At 39.6% G+C, this 19,522-nt stretch carries 16 protein-coding genes; 9 read left to right on the top strand and 7 right to left on the bottom strand.

Going from position 1 to position 19,522, the window contains the following annotated elements; genetic code table 11:
- Positions 1-432 precede the first annotated feature (432 nt).
- The 4 genes from H4J41_RS05065 to H4J41_RS05050 all read right to left on the bottom strand — a co-directional run bounded on the left by H4J41_RS05065 (position 433) and on the right by H4J41_RS05050 (position 6,421).
- A complete protein-coding gene (locus H4J41_RS05065; RefSeq protein WP_182136134.1) occupies positions 433-1,857 on the bottom strand; it encodes an OmpA family protein in 1,425 nt (474 codons plus the stop codon).
- Positions 1,858-2,152: 295 nt separating this feature from the next.
- Positions 2,153-2,821 carry a response regulator transcription factor gene (locus tag H4J41_RS05060; protein ID WP_182136133.1) on the bottom strand — a complete coding sequence of 223 codons (669 nt, stop codon included), beginning with the start codon at positions 2,819-2,821 and terminating at the stop codon, positions 2,153-2,155.
- 190 nt (positions 2,822-3,011) lie between these two features.
- Positions 3,012-5,285 (bottom strand): TonB-dependent receptor, encoded by a 2,274-nt coding sequence (locus H4J41_RS05055; protein WP_182136132.1) that lies wholly within the window; start codon positions 5,283-5,285, stop codon positions 3,012-3,014.
- Positions 5,286-5,500: 215 nt separating this feature from the next.
- The gene (locus H4J41_RS05050) at positions 5,501-6,421 is read right to left on the bottom strand and encodes a PHB depolymerase family esterase (RefSeq protein WP_182136131.1); all 921 of its coding nucleotides are present in this window, start codon (positions 6,419-6,421) and stop codon (positions 5,501-5,503) included.
- Positions 6,422-6,749: 328 nt separating this feature from the next.
- On the opposite strand from H4J41_RS05050, the gene H4J41_RS05045 reads away from it, so the two are divergent.
- The 7 genes from H4J41_RS05045 (at position 6,750) to H4J41_RS05015 (ending at position 13,705) form a co-directional block, all read left to right on the top strand.
- Positions 6,750-7,094 carry a hypothetical protein gene (locus H4J41_RS05045; protein ID WP_182136130.1) on the top strand — a complete coding sequence of 115 codons (345 nt, stop codon included), beginning with the start codon at positions 6,750-6,752 and terminating at the stop codon, positions 7,092-7,094.
- A 330-nt stretch (positions 7,095-7,424) separates the two neighbouring features.
- Entirely contained in the window at positions 7,425-7,955 is a 531-nt protein-coding gene (locus H4J41_RS05040; RefSeq protein ID WP_182136129.1) for a sigma-70 family RNA polymerase sigma factor, read from the top strand.
- Positions 7,952-8,650 (top strand): anti-sigma factor domain-containing protein, encoded by a 699-nt coding sequence (locus H4J41_RS05035; RefSeq protein ID WP_182136128.1) that lies wholly within the window; start codon positions 7,952-7,954, stop codon positions 8,648-8,650. Before H4J41_RS05040 ends, H4J41_RS05035 begins: the two co-directional genes overlap by 4 nt.
- Before the next feature lie 614 nt (positions 8,651-9,264).
- The gene (locus H4J41_RS05030; protein WP_182136127.1) at positions 9,265-10,857 is read left to right on the top strand and encodes a DUF4331 domain-containing protein; all 1,593 of its coding nucleotides are present in this window, start codon (positions 9,265-9,267) and stop codon (positions 10,855-10,857) included.
- A gap of 11 nt (positions 10,858-10,868) precedes the next feature.
- Entirely contained in the window at positions 10,869-11,411 is a 543-nt protein-coding gene (locus tag H4J41_RS05025) for an Ig-like domain-containing protein (protein WP_182136126.1), read from the top strand.
- Positions 11,412-11,447: 36 nt separating this feature from the next.
- Positions 11,448-12,548: a lipopolysaccharide assembly protein LapB gene (locus H4J41_RS05020; protein WP_259364589.1), complete on the top strand. Its 1,101-nt coding sequence runs from the start codon at positions 11,448-11,450 to the stop codon at positions 12,546-12,548.
- A gap of 47 nt (positions 12,549-12,595) precedes the next feature.
- Positions 12,596-13,705, top strand: a complete 1,110-nt coding sequence (locus H4J41_RS05015; protein ID WP_182136125.1) for a HupE/UreJ family protein — start codon at positions 12,596-12,598, stop codon at positions 13,703-13,705.
- 192 nt (positions 13,706-13,897) lie between these two features.
- Here the strand turns inward: H4J41_RS05015 and fur are convergent, their stop codons facing one another.
- The gene (gene fur, locus H4J41_RS05010) at positions 13,898-14,341 is read right to left on the bottom strand and encodes a ferric iron uptake transcriptional regulator (protein ID WP_182136124.1); all 444 of its coding nucleotides are present in this window, start codon (positions 14,339-14,341) and stop codon (positions 13,898-13,900) included.
- 211 nt (positions 14,342-14,552) lie between these two features.
- Between fur and H4J41_RS05005 the strand changes: the two genes are divergently transcribed.
- Positions 14,553-15,008, top strand: a complete 456-nt coding sequence (locus H4J41_RS05005) for a DUF4442 domain-containing protein (protein ID WP_182136123.1) — start codon at positions 14,553-14,555, stop codon at positions 15,006-15,008.
- Between the two features lie 218 nt (positions 15,009-15,226).
- On the opposite strand, the gene hflX is transcribed toward H4J41_RS05005, so the two are convergent.
- Together hflX and H4J41_RS04995 are read right to left on the bottom strand one after the other, a co-directional pair.
- Positions 15,227-16,594 carry a GTPase HflX gene (gene hflX, locus H4J41_RS05000; protein ID WP_182136122.1) on the bottom strand — a complete coding sequence of 456 codons (1,368 nt, stop codon included), beginning with the start codon at positions 16,592-16,594 and terminating at the stop codon, positions 15,227-15,229.
- A gap of 597 nt (positions 16,595-17,191) precedes the next feature.
- On the bottom strand, positions 17,192-18,253 hold the full coding sequence (locus tag H4J41_RS04995; RefSeq protein ID WP_182136121.1) for a sensor domain-containing diguanylate cyclase: 1,062 nt from the start codon (positions 18,251-18,253) through the stop codon (positions 17,192-17,194).
- 270 nt (positions 18,254-18,523) lie between these two features.
- Here H4J41_RS04995 and H4J41_RS04990 point away from each other — a divergent pair, with 270 nt between their 5' ends.
- Positions 18,524-19,297: a sulfite exporter TauE/SafE family protein gene (locus H4J41_RS04990; RefSeq protein ID WP_182136120.1), complete on the top strand. Its 774-nt coding sequence runs from the start codon at positions 18,524-18,526 to the stop codon at positions 19,295-19,297.
- The last annotated feature ends 225 nt before the right edge of the window (positions 19,298-19,522 follow it).

Below are 19,522 nucleotides of genomic sequence, written 5' to 3'. Positions count from 1 at the left end.
GACTAAGCAAGCTTTCTACATAATGTTTTTATAGCCTTTGTGCTAGTTAACGTAGTCACTATGTAGATTTTATCGCCGAGGTAATCTTAATTACAGAGATAAAATTGATGAGTAAAAAGTCTGCTATTGCTGAGCGTATATTTTGTCCTAAAAATAAAAGGGCAAAGTTAGTTGGCATCAAGATTAATCATCTTGCTGTACTTTGTTTTAAGAGCATATTTCTGCTTGCGTTGAAAAGATGAACTCAGTCACAAAAAACCTTTCAATTAACTATTTATTTTAAATGTTATGTTTTATATAATTATGATTATTCAAATAACTAGCGTTTAAATAACTAGCGTTTAAATAACTAGCGTTTAAATAATCAGTGTTCAAATAAGAAAAGCCTACTTAATTGTATTAAGCAGGCTTTTATCGCGGGTCTAATTAATATTAATCATTAATGATTAATATCTCTACTCGTCTGTTTTCAGCGCGACCTTCTACGGTTTCATTTGACGCCACAGGTTTGTTTTTACCAAAGCCACTAGAATCTACTTTATCTTTGCGAATAAGGCCCACTTGGGTAATAAAATTAGCAACCGTTTGGGCCCGTGCTTGCGACAGCGCCATATTCAACTCCTCGCTACCAAGGTTATCGGTATGTCCTGAAACCATGATGTTAGCACCAGGGAAGTTCTTAATGGCTTCAATAATCTTATTCAGTAAAACAAAATTACTCGACTCTATTTCACTACTACCTGATTTAAAGGCAAAGCCTTGGGCGCGAATAAGCACATTGTTTAACTGACGATATACATTAGCCTCTTCAGGGTTATACATTGACTGTACTCTGGAGAAACGTTCATCATCCGCTCTTTTTTGCGCCTGTTCCCGCTCGAATTCCATCTTAGCTTCTGCTTTATCTTTTGCTAACTGAGTTTGTTTTGTTTCAGCAGATTCCATCCCCGTTAACAAGGTTTTACGTTCTTCAACAACGTTTGCTACTGCTGCACTTAGATTATTCACCACTTCTTTGTTTGGCCGGTTGAAGCCAACATCAGTATCAATAGATTTAACGACTTGGCTAAGTTGATCTTGATACCAAAGAATTCTTTGTTCGGCATCAAAGTTGGCATTTTTAAAGGCCGTTTCAATATCGACTATGCCCTTAGCCTTTTGTACCAACCATATTGCCCGGTTAGAATGCACGTTGGCTTTTTGAGTATCAGTTCGATCGGCTTCTATTGTCGCTAAAGCAAGGCGGTATTCATCTTCTGCCATCGCCATAGTGCTAGGTGCTATATCGGCTAGATCATTTTTCTTGGCGTTAGTTAGCGCTTGTTCAGCAACACTGAGCATATTACGCTTTAACGAATTTAGCTCTATGTCTAAATATTGATTGCGCAAGGCATTGACATCGCGTGTGGCTTTTTCATCCTCTCCAACTTCAAGTAAGGCTAATACTTTTGCCAGTTCCGTTTCAGCTTTTTTAAAAGCAGCGGGTGCAGCTGAGCTAGCATTGACACTTATCGCTCGGTCTCGGGCATTGAAAACCTCTTCAAAAACATATTTTGCTTTTACGGCTTGTTTCTTCGCCGTTTCAATACGCGCTATAACTTCGCTGGCACTATCATTTACTTTTGGGCTACTATTTTGAGCTTGTTCAAGTGCGTTTTGATAAATATTTTCGGCATTTTTCAACTGTACGGGCGAGTAGAGTGCTAAGTTTTCACGCTCGGCTGCCTCAATGCTAGTTTTAGCCTGAGCCAATGTCGGGTGTTGTACGAACATTTCCTGCTCAGTCATGAGTTTTTGTGTAGCACAACCACTTAAAATGGTGATAAGTAAGGCTACCGCTGTGTATTTTACTTTCATGTCATTATCCTTTTAACAGTGAATTTATTGCAGCGCTTATCTTGCGCTAAGTAACGAATAAAAATGGCTAAACCTCTACTTTGGCTCACGGCTACAATATGGCTGTAAGCCTGTTCAATTTACAGCCAAGCGGCAGGTGTTATTATTTCCTTGTACTGTCTTTTTTATCTAGATTAACACTAGCACCGCCAGAGATTTAAACCAGTAAAAATCGCCGAAAGAGCATGAAAATTTTGAGAAAAACTTTGTTGTTAAACGCGAGAGGTTTATAAGCTTTGCCGCTGTTTTAGGGAGATTAAGACACATTCAAATGCTGTGAAGGGCTAAGCATTAATTGTTGATAAGCAAGCCCAGCTAATGTTCGGTTATTCACTTCTAGTTTTAATAATATTGCGGAAACATGCTTTTTAACCGTAGTTTCTTTAATGTCGAGATCATAGGCAATTTGCTTATTTAACTGACCATCGGCTATTTGAGTTAATACTATGTATTGCTGAGGGGTAAGTTGGCTTAATTGTTTGGCCAGTTTCTGGTGTGCTAAATCTATTTTTTGGTCGGCATTAAATTCGATATTTTTTGGTAACCAAATCCCCCCGGCTAAAACGCTATCAATGGCTTGTGCTATGGTGGCTAAATCAGCCGATTTAGGAATAAATGCCGCTGCGCCAAAGTTAATCGCTTTTTGCATGGTTTCAGAATTGTCGTCTGACGAGACCATGATCACCACAATATCAGGAAAATGGTTTTGCAGTTGTGTTAAGCCAGTAAAGCCATCATTACCTGGCATATGTAAATCTAGAAAAACGATTTCTAAGCTGTTGTTAAGGGTAACCGCTTTGAGTAGATCGTCAAAGTTGTCTACTTCTAAGCTTTCGTGATCCTCAATACATTCGACTATGGCTTGTTTTAATGCGGTGCGAAACAAGGGGTGATCGTCGGCGATAATTACTTTTGCTTGCTTCATTACAGCAGCCTTTTATATGATGACAACACTAGGAGGTCGCCCAATACACTGAAAATAATGGGCGTATTATCAAGTCTATTAGCTTTATTCCCTCAGCGGGAACTAATTTAACAGACGGCTTAATTTTTTATTATTAAAAAAAACGCCAGTAAAAACCAGCGCTTTCTATGCGTTGAAAACAGCATGATTTTTAGAAACTATAACCTATGGTCAATGCAAGGGTTTCAGGATCCCCGTAATAACCAATCAGTGTCGTATCTCCACCTAAACCAGGTTGATAACTGCCATCATTATTTTGTGCGCCTAAGAAGGCGTAGTTACCGACTAAGTACTCTTTGTCGGTAATATTTTTCCAATGCAGTGCTGCAGTCCAATCTCCGTTGTTGCTATACCAGTTAACACCAAAGTTAAGTAGACCATAGCCGTCTTGAGTTAATAAGTTTTCGGTAACGTTTAAGTCATACTCACTACGGTAATAGTAGTTACTATTAACAACAAAACTACCAACCGATGTGTCGATGTTATAAGTAAAACCAAGGTTAGCGGTAGTTTCAGGCGTATTCGTAATAGTGAAGCTATCGCTAATATCTATCTGGTTACCGTCATTGTCAAATGATGTTACTTCGTCAAAAGATGAGTCAATCAAGCCTAAACTGGCAAAAACATTTAAGTTATCTGCTACGGCATATTCAATTTCTAATTCTAAACCTGATGCCGTCGAGGTGCCTATATTGCCTAAACGTTGACTTAATGCACTGTTGTCTGCTGTGGGTAATACCGTAACAAATTGTCTGTCTTTATGATCAAGATAGAAGGCTGTCGCATTAACCCTCAAATTATTATTCCACTCACTTTTTAGGCCAACTTCAAATGAATCTACCACTTCTGGATCTACCGCTGGCTCTGGACCACTGGCTCTTGGATTAAAAGTACCTGATTTGAAGCCTTGTGAATAACTGGCAAAAAACATCATGTCGTCTGAGTATTGATACTCTGCGCCTACACGCGGGGTAAAGCGCGACCAATCTTCTTTATCATTAAGCACTTCAGGGAATTGAACATCACCACGTTCATAACCGTTTACCCAGCCACTTTCTGGATAAACTGTTTCAAATACCACACCATTATTAACCTTAGCTATTTTTTCTTCTTTGGTATAACGCGCACCTAAGGTCATGGAGAATTTATCGGTAATATTGAAGGAACCTTGAGCATAAACAGCATAGCTTTCACTGTTATTACAACCCGTTACTTCTCGAGTTAGCCCAGGTAAAGCCAAAGACTTGCCGAAATTCTCTAAAATAGCGTCGAAGTGGCCACATGATTCACCATCAAAGTAGTACAGACCAGAGACAAAGTTTAAATTATCTGAGTTATAGTTTAGTTGAAATTCTTGCGTAAATTGTTCATCATCATAAATGGCAGGTACATCAAAAATACGTTCGGCGGTATTATCAAAATCAATATTTGTTTTTGAATAATTATCTCGGCTTGAGGTGATTGATTTAACTGACCAAGTATCATTGATCATATATTCAGCCGTTAGGCTAAAGCCTTCTGACTCAACACTATTCCACGTAGGCATACTGGTGTAAGAATCATAAACACTATTGGGTACTGGCGCATTAGTTACTATGCTTGGCAATAAACGATAGCCACCTTTAGCATTTGAGTCGTCGATGGTTTTATCATAATTAAAACGTAAGAATAAATCTTCTGTCGGTTCGAACTCAATGGTAAGTCGACCAGCAAAAATATCTTTATTGTAGTTCTCTAAGTTTTGACCCGGTAAGGAAGATTGTAAAAACTCCCCATAACCACCTCTTTTTAGATCAGCCAAAGCAAAGCCAAGATATAATTTATCAGCTATCACTGGAACTTTACCCGCAACTTTATAATCTTTACGATCGTAAGTACCAAAGGTTCCTTTAAGATCAAGTTCTACATCACCAGACATTTTTTTAGTGACATATTTAATCGCACCACCAATCGTGTTTTTACCATATAAACTACCTTGAGGACCGCGTAATACTTCAATACGTTCAACATCAAGAATATCTAATACGGCTCCTTGTGGACGGGCAATATAAACATCATCAACATAAATGCCAACACCAGGTTCATAGCCCCAAAGTGGATCATCTTGACCAACACCACGAATAAAAGCCGTTAAGGTTGAGTTAGTACCACGACTGGCCTGTAAAGTCGTATTCGGTGAGAACTGTTGAACTTCTGTCATCACACTAATGCCATTTTGTGCTAATTGTTCAGCGCCAATAGAAGTGATTGCGACAGGTACAGATTGTAAACTTTCCAATGATTTTCGAGCGGTGACTTCAATCCGCTCCAATGTTGGATCATTGTTTAGCTGTTCATTCGCTGCTGCGGCCAAGATACTTTGACTGGTCAGTGCGGCTGAAATGGTGATGGCCAAAACACTTAGCCTTAGGTTGCAATGCTTCATAATATTTCCCTGTGTTTTAAATCTAATTAATCGCTAATGTGCGCGGTTTTTATTTCTTCATTAGTGTGCTTAAAACTTTATAGTAAATTTTCCAGATGACAATTTGTACTATAGTAGTATGTCGTCAGTATTCGTATTTAAGTGACTGTAATTAAAGCTGTTAAATATAATTTTATTTATTGCTACAGCCTAGTGTTAGCGAAATAGCTAAGCATTTATAGCTCCCAAGCCTCGAGTAAGTACAATACGGTGCTAATAGGGGTGTTAATGACAAACGGCGCTTCACTGCCGCCATCAATTTTTTGTGGCGCTACCGCAATGCCATGGCCCATATTTTCAATCTCAATCAGTTCGACATTCACTTGCTTGTTCTGCCCTTGCCATTGGCTAACTTTATAGCCCGGGTGCTTTGAGATAATGGGCTGTTTTGACGACTGAGTTAACTCGGCCCAATGGATAGCAAGTTGTTGTGAATTTTTTGGGTTAACAACTGTGTCTTGAGAGCCGGTCCAAATTGACAGCTTAGGCCAATGATTTGTTGAGCTGTTTATTTGATGCACTAATTGGGTTAATTGCTCAGGGTCTTGTGAGGGGCCGCTGCGCATACAGGCAATAGCCGTGGTTAAATTATGGGCGCAAGGGTAGGGGATGCCAGAAATAATGGCGCCAGCAGTAAATAGCTGTGGGTAATTAACTAACATCGAACTTGCCATCGCACCACCGGCTGACAATCCTATAATATAAATTTTGTTAAAATGATGTTCAGCATTAACGCTCGTGATCATGTTTTTTATTGACAGGCTTTCACCTTGGTTTTGCTCTATATCTTGTGAAGAAAACCAATTGAAGCAGCCTTGAATATTATTGTCTTGGCTTTGCTGTGGAATAAGTAGCGAAAATTGTTTTTTGTCTGCTAAAGCCATTAAGCCACTTTGCTGTGCGAGCACTTGCCCTTGTTGAGCACAACCGTGTAACAAGACAATAAGGTTTGTATTGTCTTTAGCGCCTTGAAAATAACTGGCGCTTAGCTCACCAGGATTAAGGCCAAATCCAATTAATGTCGTTGGCTTAGCTAGGCTGCTAGCACTTAACAAGCTGATGGCAATGATGATAAACATCGATAAATACTTAGTCATGTTAAATTTCCTCCATAGTAAAAAATCAAAAATCAAAGCTAACAATTAAGAGGCCAATAAAATCACTTCAGCTTAGCAGCATGGCTTATAAAACCAAGTTGTAAAATGCTACTTTAGGTCCAGAAAAAGGGCTGATAATTATGGTAAATAATAAAACTAGTGGTTTGAGTCTGCGGGCAAAAACGTTAAGCTGTCGAGATAATCACACTAGGCTATGACTGTGTGGCTAATCACATGAACCTAATATGAAAGTGACATGAAAGTTAAGTGAAATTTAATTGAAATTTAATTAAATTGACATTAAAACTAAGTTAAAGAGGCATAAAGTATGACAGTTAAAAAGTTGGCGCAGCGTTTGTTTATTATCAAGCCGTTATTAAATTTTGCCTTTGTTGCCTGTCTGGTATTTATTGTGATTTTATTTCTTAATGGCTCGATTGCTGAGCAAAATAGCTATGGTGTACCGAGTTTGTTATTAGCCACATGGAGCTTGTTATTAAGTGCGATATTAGGGTTATTAGTTAATACGCCAAATATTGACGATATGCCCAAAGGTTGGTTTGCCCGGATGAAACATTGGCTAGCAAAAATTATATTTAAATTGGCCACAATCGTGTTCATTTTTATCAGCTTAGCACTGCTCTATGCAACGATAAAACTCTTGAGTGTGTGAGATTTAATAAGCTATTTATTATGATGAACCTACCTACCTAGCACTTACCCACCAAGCGCTCTGTTAAAGCTGTTTACTGATGTTCAATCAAATATCAAGAGTTACTCTGTGCAATATATTGCTGCTGAATACTGAACAGTTGTGTCATAAATTTAGGCAAATAATAGCCCTATTTAATCGCAATATTTATTTTCCAATCGGGCGTTTTTAGCCTGTTTTAAAAGGAATTTATCGCTTGAAGCTAAATGGAGTTGTAGGTAAATCATCCTTAATTAGTATAGTATCTTTGCTCGTCAGTAAATTACTCCTTCAGAAAAAGAGCACTAAATAATGGAACATGAACAGCACCTAGCCTTACTTGGCGCTATAGCTCAAGGCGATAAAAAGGCGTTTTCAGCGCTTTACCAAACCACCAGTAAACAGCTTTATGCGGTTAGCTTGAAAATGTTAGCGCGTAAAGAATTAGCTGAAGAAGCTTTGCAAGAGGCTTATGTGCGTATTTGGCATAACGCATCAGAATACCGAGTGGGCAAGGGCACAGTGTTGACTTGGATGATCAGCATAGTGCGTTATCGGGCGCTAGATATTTTGCGCTATAACAAAATTAGAAAAGAAGATGAATTACTTGAGACAGACAGCGTTGACCTAGATACGCCCGAGAAAAGCCATGACATAGAAGAACTGTTACTAGACAAATGCTTGCAAAAGCTTGATCTGCAACAACGTCAGGCTATTTATTTGGCCTACTTCAATGGCTGCTCCCATCAGGAGGTGGTTAAACACCTCAATAATCCTTTGGGCACTGTTAAAAGTTGGATAAGACGTGGTCTTACAAGTTTACAAAGTTGCTTAACCTCATGAATTATTTATCTGAAAACCTCAAAAATGCCCTAGCTGCAGAATACGTATTAGGTACCTTACGTGGGCCTGCTCGTCAGCGCTTTCAAAAATTAATGATGCAATATCCACCGATCAGCGAGGCAACCCACACTTGGGAACAGCAGCTAAATGGCTTAGGAGAAAAAATTCCACCCGTGACACCTGACGTGTCAGTTTGGCTGCGTATCGAGCAGCAGTTAGGGTTTGTTTCTGAACCAGAAAAAAATAATATTGTGTCGTTCACCAAGGCCAAGCCAAAAATCTGGCAAAGCATCGCGGGATTAGCGTCAGCGGCTGCCTTGGTGCTAGCGGTATTATTAGTCAATGTTGAACCCATATCAGCACCTGATGCTCAGCAACTCGCTTTAGTAAATAATGAACAAACTGAGCTGCTATGGGCACTAGAAATCGGCACAGACACTATTGATATTCAAGCGACTAAGACCTTAGTAGCACAGGCCAATGCGGATTATCAATTATGGATAGTACCAGCAGATGGCAGAGCACCTATCTCTTTAGGCTTATTACCTAAAACCGGTAAATTGACCTTAAATAAACCTCAGTTGTTTGATCAAATTGAAATTGCTGCTTTGGCGGTGAGTTTAGAGCCGCTAGGTGGCTCGCCTAATGGTTCACCTACTACCGTGCTATATACCTCTAAATTGGTTACGCTTTAGTTTATTAATAAGCGCTAATGAGTTTACACCTAGCGCATGATTTGTTCTAAATAAGGTGAAAAGCGAAACGCAAGTTTCGCTTTTTTTTTACTTTTTTGTTATTACCCTGAAATAAATTTACCCATTGGCGGTCTGTTATTAGTGTGTTGGATGAATCGTCAATCATTAAAAAATATTGAGCGGGATTACAGCATAAGTTTAACCAGCTGGTACAAGTTGTGTCAGCTGCATAAGTTAAAAGCTAACCTAGTCAATAAAAGCACAAATGCATATAGTGTCATTGTGGGCTAGCTTTAAATCAGCTTGTGTTAGTTAATTAAGTTGCCTAGGTTGGTGAACAACATAATCAATAAAGGAGCACAAAAGTATAAAGGCATAGAGATGCTGCGGTATATAAGAGCGGTACATAAGATCCGTGTATAAGCTATGACACGTTTTTAATAGGGTAAGTAAATATGACCTATTAGCGTGTTTAAGCTGATTAATCGCTTGGAAAAATAATTAATTTAAAAAAAGATTACTTTCTTTGCATCCAATACTTAATCTCAACCGTTTAACTATATGAACTCTAAAAAAAGTACTACTAAGAATCATAAAATTAAAAAGGAAACGTCATGAAAAAATATAAATTAACGCTTATTGCCTCGGTAATTATGAGTGCAACTTTGTCTCAAGCTGTTACAGCATCAAGTCATCGTGAAGCACCTAATGTTACGCGCATGCCGACAATAGATTCAACAGATTTTTATTCATTCAATAGTTACGAAGCAGGGCGTGGTGAATACGTCACCCTAATTGCTAATTATATTCCTTTACAAGATGCCTATGGTGGACCTAACTATTTCGCAATGGATCCTGCTGCGACTTATGATATCCATATCGACAGCGATGGCGATGCCGTTGAAGATATTACTTTCAGTTTTAATTTTAGTCAGATGCTAGGCAATGACAATGCTGGTATTGCCTTGATGGTAGGCCCAGAAGGTGAACAAAAATCTGTTGGTGTACCGCTTAAGAATGTAGGTAAGATCACGGCGGATAATCAAGGGGCAGCTAATTTCTCTGAAAAGTACACGGTTAAAATGACTTCAGGCCCGATGCGCACAGGCACTACTGCCGATGTTACTAATATGGACACAGGTGGTACAAATTTTCGCAAGCCACTAGATTATATTGGTACTAAATCATTTGGCAGCGCCGCAGAATATAAAACTTACGCCGATAGCTTTGTTTACTCAGCAGCTATCCCTGGATGTGATGCCCCGGCTAAAGTGTTCGTGGGTCAGCGTAAAGATGCATTTACTGTCAACTTGGGTAAGGTATTTGATTTAGTCAACTTTGTTCCTGTTGAAGGTGACAGTGCTCGTGGTAATGGCGATGGAGAAGGTTTCCCCGGCGGTATTACTCAGTCATCAATGAATGATGATTTAGCTGATAAAAACGTCACCAGTATTGCTATTGAAGTACCAAAATCTTGTTTAATTGGCGAAGGTAATGGTGTTATTGGTAGTTGGACAAGCGCAAGTTTGCCGCAAGCAAGAATTTTGAATCCTAATGCCAGTTTTGATAGCACTGAAGTGAACGGTGGTGCAATGACTCAGGTTTCACGTTTGGGTTCACCGTTAGTAAACGAGTTGGTTATCGGCTTAGCAGATAAAGATAAATTTTCAACTTCGCATCCCAGTAATGATGGCCAGTTTATCGATTATGTTACACACCCAACGTTACCTGAGTTACTGAATATTCTGTTTAAAGATGCGGTAAATACTAGACTTGGCGCTGATTTAGAAACACTGGCACCAACAAACTTTCCTCGTACTGATTTAATCGCGGCATTTTTGACCGGTGTTGAAGGTGTTAACCAGCAATCAATCGTTACAGGTTCTGAAATGTTGCGCTTAAGTACAATTATTCCAGCCAAGCCAGCTAGCGAGCAATCTGCATTTGGCGTAGCTGGAGACGATTTAGCTGGTTTTCCAAATGGTCGTCGTCCAGGTGATGACGTAGTCGATATTGCACTTCGTGTAGTCATGGGTGCTTTATGTCATGACATTCCAGTGAATGGCGTGCCGACAAATTTAGGTTTCTGTGCACCAGAAGATGCTAGTGTTGGAAATGCCGCCTTTACTGATGGCGCACCTAGCGATGCATCTATGACAGGTACTAGCTTCCCATATTTAGCTATGCCGTTACCCGGTTCTGAATAAGGAGCACTTTAATGCAATATAATAAACGCAACATAGCGTCGCATATTATCGCAGCACCTAAACTTAAGGTGATAGCGTTAAGTTTAGCGACCACTCTGGTACTTGCAGGCTGTAATGATGGTTATGAAGCGCCAAGCGAGCCAGCCAATGCGGCACCTACTACGATAACGGTGGATTTGATTACTCAAACAGAAACGCCGATTACCGATATGTTAAGTGCAGCTGATGCAGATGGCGACGCTTTAAGCTTTAGCCTTGATCAACAGGCAATGTTAGGTGTGGTTACTGTTAGCGGCAATGGTGGATTTACTTACCAGCCAAATAACGAAGTAACCGGTAGTGACAGCTTTACTTTTTCAGTGACTGACGGCGTAAATACTGCGGTTACTGGTACAGTTAACATTACTATTGAAACGCTGACAGTATCTTTTAACAGCACGAGTCGTGCAGCTTTTAATCAGCAATCTAATGATAAACCTTTGGCCGTAAATGGTCGTACGTTTACTCAAGATGTTGAGGATCCAGCGGCATACGACGACTTGCTTCCACAGTAAAATAAAGTTTGACTGCGCCATGGAAGGCGCCCTTTTATGGATAATAATATGGCCATACTCATTTACCTACAAGGTTACACCCGCGCCTTATTAATATTGATTTTTATTACTATCGCACACCCGGCATACTCAGCAAGTTATGTACCCCAATCAGACCAAAGTATCGTTGCCAGTTGGACGGTGCCTCAACCCGCAGAACAACCAAAAGTGTTTATCGCGCAACTGATCAGTGACGCGAGCAAACCAGGTTTAGCCAGTCGCTATTATGGCCGCGCCAGCGCATTACTTAAGCCCTTACTTTTAGCTACTCCTAATGATTTAGAATTACAATTTTATTCAGCTACGGTATTGCAGCACTATCATGAGTTTGATCAGGCACAACAACTGCTTTTGGAAATACTGCAGCTTCAGCCTGATCATGTCGCCGCTTGGCTAATGAAAGCCAATATTCACATGGTTCAAGGTGATTTAGTGGCAGCTAAACGAGCCTGCTTACAAGTGTTGGGGCAGGGCAGTCTTTTGCTAAGCACAGCTTGTGTACTTGAAGTTAATGCTGAACAAGGACAAGTTGCCCAAAGTTATCAGCAATTACAACGCGTGGTTAATATGGCGGGCGACATTCCACGTGAACAGCATGTGTGGCTTAAACAAATTTTGGCTGATCTTGCCCAACGTCAGCAGTTACTAGAGCAGGCAATTCAGCATTTGTCAGATTTTCCTCTAGCACAAGCGCCCGTGAGTTATTTGGCGTTATGGGCTGATATTCATTTGGAGCAACAACAAGGTAACATTGTATTAGATAAGTTAGGGCCTATTGTACTGGCCAGTGACAGTTTTGATGATGCATTACTACTGCGTTTAGCCTTGGCAGAGCAAGCGGTTAACTCAGCCAGTAATATAGACAAGCAAGTGTGGCAACAGCGACTAAGCCAGCGCATTGAAATACGCTTGCAGCGTAACGATACAGCCCATGCCGCCGACATTGCCCGTTATTATTTAGATATTGCGCCTGATGCAATTAAAGCGCTGCACTGGGCAAAAATCAACTGGCAACAAGCTAAATTAGGCCCAGATAAACGCATACTTAAACGCGCAATGGCAGCACAAGCCGACCTTAAAAGTTCAACGCAGGCATAAGCCAGAAAGCTTATAGCCAATAAGCAGTAACAGTAGTGAGATTAAATATGCACCAGTGGTTAAAAATAGCCTTAATCGGACTGTCGTTATTATTAGCGAATACCGTGGCGGCTCATCAATTGAGCACCAGTTATATTATTGCCGAAATTGACGACACGGGTCGCATTAATGGCGAATGGCAATTGAGTTTAGCTGATTTGGAACTGGCGGTGGGTTTAGATCTCAATGCTAATGGTGAGTTAACTTGGGGAGAAGTAAAAAGTCGCCAAGCTGAGATCGCCAGTTACTTAGCAGAAAACTTATTACTTAGCCGTGACAATCTTACATGTAACCTACGTTTCGACCTTGTAGAGCGTTTACAGGATCATGCTAACGAAGCCTTCGCTGTTACTGACTTTTCAGGGCAATGTGCTATCAGTGGGGCATTAAATATAAAATATAGTGCGATATTTGCTTTAGATAGTAGCCATGAAATGGTGCTAAACATTGGTGATGGCAGCAATATGCACAGCTTTGTCTTGGATGATAACACCAGACAAATAGCGATAGATTTACGTGAGGGAAGTTGGCAGACCACCTTTAAGCAGTTTGTCTATCAAGGCATTATTCATATTTGGATCGGCATTGATCATATTCTGTTCTTGTTAGCGCTATTGTTGCCGGCGGTACTAGAACGTAAAAACAAGCAGTGGCAAGCTATTACCAGTGTTAACGTTATTTTGACCAATACGGTATGGATTATTAGCGCATTTACCTTAGCCCATTCGCTGACATTAACCGCAACCGCTTTAGGCTGGTTAAGCCCAAGTAGTCGTTGGGTGGAACTTGGCATTGCTTTATCAGTTTTATTTGCTGCCCTGAATAATATTTGGCCTCTAGTACTACGTTTAGCTTGGTTAACCTTTGCTTTTGGTTTGTTACACGGTATGGGCTTTGCTGGTGTATTAGGCGAGTTAGGTTTACCCGCTGATCAACAATTGCTGAGTATATTAGCCTTTAATCTTGGTGTGGAAATCGGTCAGTTAGCCATATTAGCTATTTTATTACCGGTATTAATTTTACTGCGCAAGAGAAAATTCTATAGTAAAGGCGTGATGCCGCTAGGTTCTTTATTGATTGCCTTGATGGCGGTGCAATGGAGTATTGAGCGTTGGTGAGTTTGATTAGCGTTTAGCTGCGCTGCGTTAGCTTGATGTTAGCCTAGGTGGTAGCTGTTTAAAGACAGGTTATCCTCACTAAGTGTGCGATAACTTGAGTTAATATTCTATATAGAGACAGCTCTTCTTGAAAATAAAAAGCCCTAGTTAACTTAATAACTAGGGCTTTTTATTTATTATTTTATCTGCGCTTTAAGACTGCGCTTTACGATATTTCTCGCACGCTACTTCGTCTTCACATTCGCCATATAAGTATAAACTATGATTGGTTAATTTTACTTTATGAAATTTTGCCACGTCTTCTTGGCGCTGTTCGATTACATCGTCTTCAAATTCAATCACTTTACCGCAATTCAAACACACTAAGTGATCATGGTGTTTCTTATGGCTTAGTTCAAATACTGATTTACCACCTTCAAAATGATGACGAGTGACAATACCTGCATCATCAAATTGGTTTAATACGCGATATACTGTCGCCAAACCAATTTCTTCATTATGCTCAAGCAAAAGTTTGTATACGTCTTCAGCACTGATGTGCTGGTTATTGGGGTTTTGTAAAATGGCCAAAATTTTAATGCGTGGCAGAGTAATTTTTAGTCCAGCTCTTTTTAGTTCTTCATTTTGTTCAGGCATTAATTTTGGTCTCTACATCTGCTTTTAATATAGTGAAAATTATAGGGGGTTATGGGCTCGGTTGAAAGGGCTAGTTGTAAATGATTGTCTATTTTGTTGGTTTTATTGGCTTAAAACGTCATAATACTTTGCTGGTCTGACGAGTATGAGGATATAAACCTTAGCGTTTATATCAGTACTCACGTTTTTATTCCACCTTTGAGGAAAACCTATGTTTAAAAAAGCTTGGCAAATGAAATTATTACTAAATATCTGGCCACCATTTCTATTTACTGGCATTCGTGTTGTTGATGTTTCTGAGGATTTTCGTCAAGCCAAAGTGCGTTTAAAATTAAACATGTTTAACCAAAATGCGGTTGGTGTACATTTTGGTGGTTCGTTATATGCAATGACAGATCCCTTCTGCATGTTATTGGTAATGGCGCGATTGGGAAAAGATTATATCGTTTGGGATAAGTCAGCAGACATCGACTATATTAAACCCGGTAAGGGCACAGTAACCGCAGAATTTGTCATTACCGATGCTTTGATTGCCGATATTTTGACCCATACGGCGCAAGGCGAGAAATACCTGCCTGAAATTCCGGTGTATGTAAAAGATGCGCAAGGCGAAATTGTCGCTAAGCTCAATAGAAAACTCTATATTCGCAGAAAAAAATCAGCGTAATAACGGCTGTAAAGTGACTAATATTTGGAGTTGAAATTTCAATCATTTATGCTGATAAGTCAGCTAAGGTAAAGCAGGCGTGAGCTTTATTTTAATTATTAGACCAAAAACGGGAACACATGGTTAATGTGTTCCCGTGAGAACAGTTAATGACTGTGCCGTTGATGCGCTAGCATTGATGACTTATAACTTATGACTTATGACTTATGGCTTAAGTTTTATGAGTCATCAGTTGATAAACCTAGCATGCTTTTTTTTAATCTTTCTAAATCAATCGCATTTGAACGTACAGTAAGCTTAATATGGCTGTATTCATATTCTTCTTTAATAACACTCATATTTGAACGAATTTCACCTATGATACCTTTAGCGGTATAGGGAATAATAACTTCGTCTTCAATCATCTCGTCCTGTGCAACGCCAACAATATATTTATGCAATTTACTGATATCAGCGGGATTACGCGTTGAAGTCATCATTGCATCAGGGAACTCTTCCATCAGCGCTTGTTGTTGCTCAATGCTGAGTTGGTCTGATTTGTTGAGTACCAGTAATTTTTTACTGTCTTCAACACCCACTTCTTCTAATACGTCATGCACGACATCGAGTTGCGCACGAAATGAAGGATCGGCAGCATCAACCACATAGAGCAATAATGATGCATCATGGGCTTCTGCTAAAGTGGAATGAAATGAGGCGACTAAATCGTGTGGTAATTTTTTAATAAAACCGACAGTATCTGAGACTAATATTCGTGGTTGAGTGATGGGATATAAGGCACGAACTGTGGTGTCAAGGGTGGCAAAAAGTTTGTTTTCACCTTCAACATCACTACCGGTAATGGCTCGCATCATGGATGACTTGCCGGCATTGGTATAACCCACTAAAGCGACACAAAAAAGCTCAGAACGTTGGCTACGTCGGCCTTTCATTTCGTCTTGAACACTGACTAACTCACGCTTGAGTTCGGCTAATTGGTCGCGAACTGCACGGCGGTTTAGCTCTAGTGTAGTTTCGCCAGCGCCTTTACCCATTTGACGTTCTTTATCACCCGTTGAGGTTTCACGAAGGCGCGGTGCAACATAATTAAGCCGAGCAATTTCAACTTGTAATTTCGCTGTTTTGGTCCGAGCATGGCGACTAAATATTTCAATAATAATGCCGGTACGGTCAAACACCTCTACGCCTAACTGATTCTCGACATTACGCAGCTGAGATGGGCTTAAATCACAATCAAATACCACCACATCAGCGCAGGCAAACGGCAGGTTATCTGATGGAACATTTACAGGGTTAAGGGTGAATTCTGCATCTTCTTCTAAGTTTTCATCCTCTTCTAAGCCTTCAACCACACCCTTGTTACCGGTGAGTTGCGCTATTTCAGCCAGTTTTCCTAAACCGAGTACATTCACTTTTTGGGTAGAACTCAGCTTTTGCGATTGTGTACCTACTACTTTAAAGCCTAACGTAGTGACTAAGCGGGCAAGCTCTGCAAGTGACTCGGTTGCTTCATCACCTTTAAAATTCGGTGTGCAAATAGAAATAAGTAACGCGTTAGTCAGTGATGCTTTTGCTGTTAGTTGCATAATTTTTTATGTTAGTGCACGTTAAGTGCAGCCCTAATTTATATCTAAAGTTACCTCATCCTACGCTGTTATAGGTAAGCTTTATAGAGTAATTGCAGACTAAATTGTTGTAAGCGAAAAATTGTCGATATATTGAGATATCAGTTAACTCATTAAACAGCGTATTTAGGCCATAATGCCTTAAGGCCAAGGTGAGTAAGTGTTTTATGATGAACGATTTTTAGCCACTGGTTCACCTTGTGAGTGTGTGAGGGGACGAAATAACTAATCGTCAGTTGGCTTGTTAGACGTTAATAGCGCTTAGACTTTATTTCCCTTGTAAGTTATTACCGTTAGGAGTCAATACGGTTGAGCTTTAACCTTAAGGCGAGCTAGTTTGAAGAAAAAGCGAAATTTTTTTATTGAATAAAACAGCTCATGCCTGACCGTGTTTTTTTTGGCGAACTGAAACAGAACAAGCCATAATAAAAAAATTAAGTGGTGATAAGCATCAAGTTAACTTAGTCAGAAGAAGTCACGCTTGTGCTGTTATTAAAATCATTAAGCAATAAAGTTTGTTACTTAGCGTTTGATCATTTATGTACAGGTATCGAGCGATTAACCTTTCAAATTTTCGTTTGGTGAAAATATTTCAACGCGATTTCGACCTTTATCTTTTGCCTTATAAAGCGCTTGATCAGCCTGATTAGTCAGTTGCTCTATGCTTAATTCATCATTATCGAGATAAGTTTCTGAGACACCAAAACTACAACTAACTTGAAAATAGCTCTCGTCTGAAACAAATTTATATTGACTGATGGCTTCTCGGATACGATTGGCCGTGATGGCACCTGATTCTGCGTCGGTGTTTGGTAAGATAATAACAAATTCTTCTCCACCATAACGGGCTATCCAGTCAACGTCATGGCGAATACATGTATTAACTATCTGTACGAATTTTTTTAGTACCCTGTCGCCAGTATTGTGACCTTGTTGATCATTAATTTTTTTAAAATGGTCTAAATCTGCAAACAGCACAGTAACTTGATTTTTAAAACGATAAGCACGCTGTAGTTCTTTGGCTAAATTGTTATCCAAGTATAATCGATTGTAGCAGCCAGTTAATGGGTCGGTTACCGAGAGTGTTTTAACTTTCTTATTGAGCTTAATTAATCGATGCGTGAGGCGAAAAACCGTTAGAGCGAATGCGCACAAGTAAATAAGCAAGAAAAAACTACTGGAAATAATAGTATTGTACTCTTCATCCAAAAAGTGCAATTCAGGCAAGATAGCAAAAGCTAGAGCAAAAATTGTGATCATCACTAATAGCGTAGTTAACATGGCACGAAAGCCACCAACAAATAGCGCGTTTGCAATCAATAATGTGATCATCGTTGAAGTAAAGGAATAAATCGGCGTAACCAGTATCATCAGGCAAGCAAACAAAGCATCTAAATGCATGTTTATCTCTTCCTGTTTTCGTCCATTTGCAGACAGGTTGGTTGCTGTCAGGGCAAGATGTGGCCATAAAAGGCACAAGGGAATAATCCAGATATAATGTATATCAAAGATATTTGCTCCTAAAATTTGCACCGAAATGGACAAAGCATACATGGTTGCAACAATTCTAGGAATATGATTAATTTTTCCAAGAGGGTGGGCATCTTTGAAATAGATCAAGTTAATCCGTCAGTTATGGATGCTGTAAATGATACAGCTAAACTATATCGCTTTGTCTCTTTTGTCGATTAATTTCTATTATTCAGTGATGAAACTCTAGTCAAGCACTAGTCAAATAGTAGTCAAGCCGTCATCATATATAATATTCAAATGGATGAAATCAGGTTAGGATTGAACATCACACAGGCATTTTACTTGCCAGTATCTGGGGCTGAAAGAAAATATGCTACCGTTTAACCCATTTTTATCTTTACAGGCTTATTATTAATCATGTCATTTGAACTCATATTTTTGTTCCTTGCCGGTTTTTTTGGTGGTGTTGTTAACTCGATTGCCGGCGGTGGAAGTTTTATTACCTTTCCCGCGCTTATCTTTGTCGGTATTCCTCCTATTATGGCTAATGCGACCAATACTTTTGCGTCGTGCGCCGGTTATATGAGCGGTACTTATGCCTTTCGAAAAGAGCTTGCTGCGCATAAAGATGAACTCTTACTCATCATCGTTATCAGTTTAATAGGCGGTGTTTTTGGTGCTTGGCTATTGCTGCAAACATCAGAAGGGATATTTCGAGTCGCTATTCCTTGGTTGTTATTATTTGCCACTGTACTGTTTATTTTTGGTGGTCAGCTTAATGCAGGCTTTAAAAAAATAGCGACTAAGCACCAACACGCATCTGCTATCGGTGGGATTTTACTGTTAATACTACTCTTGGGAGTGTCTATTTATGGCGGCTTTTTTAACGCGGGATTGGGTATCATTATACTCAGCTATTTAGCATTAGCCGGCCATACCAACATCAATGCAATGAATGGATTGAAATTATTAGTGTCAGCGGCCGTGTCATTAATTGCCATCGCCCTTTTTATTTATAATGACGTTATTGTCTGGTATGAAGGCACTATTTTGTTATGTGGTACGTTAGTAGGAGGCTATATGGCGGCGAATATATCACGCCAACTACCACAAAAGCAGGTCAGAGGTGTTGTTATTGTGATAAGTGTTGCGACGACATTATATTTCTTTTTCGCGACTTATTTAGCTTAACAGTGATAGTTAACTGTTAACAGAGGACAGAGCACAGCATTCTTATCCTACAACACTGCCAGCCAGTAACTAGGATAAACCGAGTTTGAATCAAAGTGAGTCGATTGCTGAAACACTTATTTTATATTTAATCAGGTAAGGCTTTTTCAGAGGAAACTGGCTAAGTCACTTTTAACCATGAAAATTCGTAGCTGAAAAAACAAGTTTATTATGGCTAAAGTCCTT

The organism is Colwellia sp. MB3u-45 (assembly GCF_014077005.1).
Classification (GTDB): domain Bacteria; phylum Pseudomonadota; class Gammaproteobacteria; order Enterobacterales; family Alteromonadaceae; genus Cognaticolwellia.
Note: the sequence above shows the minus strand (reverse complement) of the source record. Positions and strands in the feature narration are given on the sequence as shown.

Bases quoted from the DNA above. Each gene is read 5' to 3' on its own strand.
- H4J41_RS05040 (WP_182136129.1), top strand. From the start codon at position 7,425: ATGGAACATGAACAGCACCTAGCCTTACTTGGCGCTATAGCTCAAGGC.
- H4J41_RS05055 (WP_182136132.1), bottom strand. From the start codon at position 5,285: ATGAAGCATTGCAACCTAAGGCTAAGTGTTTTGGCCATCACCATTTCA.
- hflX (WP_182136122.1), bottom strand. From the start codon at position 16,594: ATGCAACTAACAGCAAAAGCATCACTGACTAACGCGTTACTTATTTCT.
- H4J41_RS05045 (WP_182136130.1), top strand. From the start codon at position 6,750: ATGACAGTTAAAAAGTTGGCGCAGCGTTTGTTTATTATCAAGCCGTTA.
- H4J41_RS05060 (WP_182136133.1), bottom strand. From the start codon at position 2,821: ATGAAGCAAGCAAAAGTAATTATCGCCGACGATCACCCCTTGTTTCGC.
- H4J41_RS05025 (WP_182136126.1), top strand. From the start codon at position 10,869: ATGCAATATAATAAACGCAACATAGCGTCGCATATTATCGCAGCACCT.
- H4J41_RS05020 (WP_259364589.1), top strand. From the start codon at position 11,448: ATGGATAATAATATGGCCATACTCATTTACCTACAAGGTTACACCCGC.
- H4J41_RS05065 (WP_182136134.1), bottom strand. From the start codon at position 1,857: ATGAAAGTAAAATACACAGCGGTAGCCTTACTTATCACCATTTTAAGT.
- H4J41_RS04990 (WP_182136120.1), top strand. From the start codon at position 18,524: ATGTCATTTGAACTCATATTTTTGTTCCTTGCCGGTTTTTTTGGTGGT.
- fur (WP_182136124.1), bottom strand. From the start codon at position 14,341: ATGCCTGAACAAAATGAAGAACTAAAAAGAGCTGGACTAAAAATTACT.
- H4J41_RS05015 (WP_182136125.1), top strand. From the start codon at position 12,596: ATGCACCAGTGGTTAAAAATAGCCTTAATCGGACTGTCGTTATTATTA.
- H4J41_RS05005 (WP_182136123.1), top strand. From the start codon at position 14,553: ATGTTTAAAAAAGCTTGGCAAATGAAATTATTACTAAATATCTGGCCA.
- H4J41_RS05050 (WP_182136131.1), bottom strand. From the start codon at position 6,421: ATGACTAAGTATTTATCGATGTTTATCATCATTGCCATCAGCTTGTTA.
- H4J41_RS05035 (WP_182136128.1), top strand. From the start codon at position 7,952: ATGAATTATTTATCTGAAAACCTCAAAAATGCCCTAGCTGCAGAATAC.
- H4J41_RS05030 (WP_182136127.1), top strand. From the start codon at position 9,265: ATGAAAAAATATAAATTAACGCTTATTGCCTCGGTAATTATGAGTGCA.